The organism is Priestia sp. P5_B4 (assembly GCF_056400385.1).
This window is the reverse complement of the sequence record NZ_JBFULJ010000378.1, coordinates 1-3,571: the sequence shown is the minus strand read 5'-3', so window position 1 is coordinate 3,571 and position 3,571 is coordinate 1. Positions and strand designations below refer to the sequence as shown.

Here is a 3,571-nt window from a genome sequence, read left to right as displayed (position 1 = left end):
AAAAGAAGCAGGTTTCTTATAAGAAACCTGCTTCTTTTTTCTGCTTTTATTGAACTGGTTCTTCTCGACTTCTATACCTCAAAAGATGCATGTAGCTCTTTATTCGGAAGGAGATGGAAATCTTGCTGCTTCGAAATGCGACACATTTTCTGTTGTGACAATTGTGCCGTCAACATTACTTTCCGCGAAGACTTCAACTCGGTCTCCTTTTTCTAAATTATAAATAGTAGAGACCGATACTACGTTGACAAATATAGTGTTTCCTCCAAAGAAATCATTATCAATTGCGATAACCGCCGTGCCATTGACACGAATTTCTACGCGCGCTCGATAATCGACAGTCGTATCGTTAGGAAGAAATCCAATTGTAGCAACAAGGGAATATACGCCATCTTTTTTGGGGCGAAAAACAGACGTAACAGGATTGTATTCATTTGCTAAATCAAATTGTTTAAACTGATAAGAAACTTTCACAGAAGTGTTTGCTGATACTGGCTGATTTGTAAGGTTAAGAGCACGAAACGCTGAGTCTCTTGTATTTCCTTGTGGGGAAGAACAATGATGATGTTTCTTAGAAGAATAAGACTTTTCTACATAATATTTATCATCTTTTTTAATCGTAATCATCCTTTCTTTATGTGTCTATCTATTTTATTCATTCGCAGGAAAACTGCTTGGATGCTTGTCCTTTAACACATAATTTTCACTAGAGGAAACGATAGATTTCTGAGTTTCCCACAAAAAAACACCTTCTCATTCGAGAAGGTGTTTAAGAATTAACCTACAATATTGTAACCAGCGTCCACGTGTACGATTTCTCCCGTTACGCCGCGTGAAAGGTGGCTCAGTAATACAACCGTCATGTCGCCAACTTCTGCTTGCGTTACGTTACGCTTAAGAGGTGCTTTTTCTTCAACATGGTGAAGAATTTGGTTAAAGTCAGAAATGCCTTTTGCTGCAAGCGTACGAATTGGACCTGCTGAAATAGCATTTACGCGGATATTGTCTTTTCCTAAGTCTAATGCTAAGTATTTTACTGAAGACTCAAGCGCTGCTTTCGCTACGCCCATTACGTTATAGCCTTCAACTGCGCGCTCTGCACCAAGATAGCTCATCGCTACAAGAGAACCGCCTTCTGTCATAAGAGGTTTTGCTGCTTTTGCTACCGCGATCAATGAATAAGCGCTTGTATCTTGAGCAAATGCATATCCGCTTCTTGATGTATTGATGAACTCACCGTTTAAATCTTCTGAGTGAGCAAACGCAACAGAGTGAATCACTCCGTGAACTGTGCCTGCTTCTTCTCCGATTTTTTTGAACGCTGCTTCAATGCTTTCATCGCTGTTCACGTCACATTCAGCAATTAGTGATGCTTGAATTCCATTTTTTTCTAGCAGCTTGTTCAATTTCCCTAGTGAACGCTCTTTACGGTATGTAAAAATTAAGTTTGCTCCTACTTGATGAAGGGCTTTTGCAACACCCCAAGCAATACTTCTGTCGTTGGCAACTCCCATAATCACAATGTTCTTGTTCTTTAATTGTAATAAATCTTCCATATTATCCTCCAAAAAAAATTAGTCATCAATGATGACTAATAGGTAATTGTATAGCTTTATTATAGCACAAAGATGCGCTTAGTTCCTAAGAGTCTTATGAATTAACCGATTTTGCTCTATAAATAATCTCCTACTTATCCGAATCCTGCAGCCATGATTGCGTTGTTTCAGCAAATTTTTTGGCTGCAGGTGAAAGATGATAACGAGTAGCTAGACCAATTGAACGGTAGCTGTCTACTTGAAACGGAATCGCACGCAGCTCTTGCTGGATCGAATCCAAAAGCATTTCAGGTAAAATGCTAATTCCTAAGTGATGCGTAACCATCGATAAAATAGCACTTTCATCCATTAATTCAAAACGAATGTCAGGCTGAATGCCACGTTCCTCAAACAGTTGCTTAATATCATGATAACCGCCGTATGTCGGCATAATAAACGGTTCTTTCTCTAGATCTTCAAAAGAAACGGTTTTCTGATGGTATAGAGCACTTTGATTTGATACGACGCACAGCAGCCGGTCTTTTTTTAAAGAAATAATATGAAATTGACTTGAATGCGTAATGTTGATAAAGCCGCAGTCTATTTCTCCGCTCAGCAGCCACTGTTCAATTTCAAGGTAGTCACCTTCCTTGAGCTGAATTTGAATGTCAGGGTAGTTTTTCTCCATCAGCCGAATAATTTCAGGAAGCCATTTGGTTGACACGCTTTTAAAAATACCGATTTTAATCGTTCCTTTTGCAAGACCCAATAGGCTGGCTGCTTCTTGATGAACTTTTTCATTTTCTTGCAGCACTTTCCGAATAGCAAGCAGCATCGTTTCGCCTTCTGTTGTTAAGGTAATCCCCGCCCTGTTTCGATTTACAAGCGGAAAGCCAAATTCCGATTCAAGATTTGTAATGGCATGACTGACCGCTGACTGCGTGAGCGCCATCGCATCTGCCGCTTTTGTAAAGCTTTGCAATTCCGCTACTTTGTTTAAAATTTCGTATTTTACTAAGCTCATTTTACCCCACCTAAACATGAATTTAATTCATGTTCATTATTATAAAGATTCATTTTATTAATATCAAATTCCTTTGTATACTGTGAGTACATGATAAACAATGGAGGGTTGAACGTGAGTTACCGCACACGAGCAAATATGATGATGATTGGGGTAAACGTATTTTGGGGTATGTCGTACGTATTTATGAAAATGGGGCTAAGTTCACTCGGATCATTTACCATTATTGCGCTTAGATGTTTGATTGCTTTTTTCATTGCCGGGCTGTTTTTTCATAAGCCTTTACKGCAAATCACGCGCAAAACGATTTTATCATCCGCTATTTTAGGCTTTTTACTGTTTTCCGTTTTTGCATTTGTCACGTTTGGCGTCAGCATGACGTCTGCTTCAAACGCCGGATTTCTTGTCAGTTTAACGGTCATTTTTGTTCCGTTGCTCCACTGCTTGTTAATGAAGAAGCTTCCTTCTTGGCCGATTGGGCTTGGTGTTATCACTACCCTAACCGGTATAGGTGTTTTAACTTTAAAGCATTCCTTTCATATGAATGCTGGTGATTTACTTTGCATTGGGACCGCACTATGTTATGCCATTCATATTACGTTAACTGGCACGTTTACAAAAAATGAAAATCCAATTGCTCTCGGCATTTTACAGCTGGGCTTTGCTGGATTATTTGCACTGATTTGCAGCTTTTTATTTGAACACCCTAGCATCCCCACTACTTTGTCATCATGGATTGCGATTTTAGGTCTTGGCGTTTTTTGCAGCGCGATTGGATTCATTTGTCAAGCCATTGCCCAGCGCTACACAACTCCTACTCACTCAGGTCTTATATTTGCAACGGAGCCTATTTTTGCTGCGCTGTTTGCCGTTCTTTTTTTGCATGAGATGTTTACGCTTAAAGTACTGATTGGTTCTTTTATTGTGGTTGCGGGGATTTTAATTGCTCAGTTAGACAATTTGCTACTTATAAAAAGAGTTCATTATCAAGAGACATTGCCAAAGTAAAAGC

The 3,571-nt window shown here is 39.3% G+C and carries 4 protein-coding genes; 1 reads left to right on the top strand and 3 read right to left on the bottom strand.

Going from position 1 to position 3,571, the window contains the following annotated elements:
- Window positions 1-99 precede the first annotated feature (99 nt).
- The 3 genes from AC1DRF_RS19660 to AC1DRF_RS19650 form a co-directional block, all read right to left on the bottom strand.
- Entirely contained in the window at window positions 100-627 is a 528-nt protein-coding gene (locus tag AC1DRF_RS19660) for a complement C1q domain-containing protein (RefSeq protein WP_477741465.1), read from the bottom strand.
- A gap of 149 nt (window positions 628-776) precedes the next feature.
- Window positions 777-1,556, bottom strand: a complete 780-nt coding sequence (fabI, locus tag AC1DRF_RS19655) for an enoyl-ACP reductase FabI (RefSeq protein WP_477741464.1) — start codon at window positions 1,554-1,556, stop codon at window positions 777-779.
- A 130-nt stretch (window positions 1,557-1,686) separates the two neighbouring features.
- Window positions 1,687-2,559, bottom strand: coding sequence for a LysR family transcriptional regulator (locus AC1DRF_RS19650; protein ID WP_477741463.1), 873 nt, complete (start codon window positions 2,557-2,559; stop codon window positions 1,687-1,689).
- A 114-nt stretch (window positions 2,560-2,673) separates the two neighbouring features.
- Here AC1DRF_RS19650 and AC1DRF_RS19645 point away from each other — a divergent pair, with 114 nt between their 5' ends.
- The gene (locus tag AC1DRF_RS19645; RefSeq protein WP_477741462.1) at window positions 2,674-3,567 is read left to right on the top strand and encodes a DMT family transporter; all 894 of its coding nucleotides are present in this window, start codon (window positions 2,674-2,676) and stop codon (window positions 3,565-3,567) included.
- Window positions 3,568-3,571 lie beyond the last annotated feature (4 nt).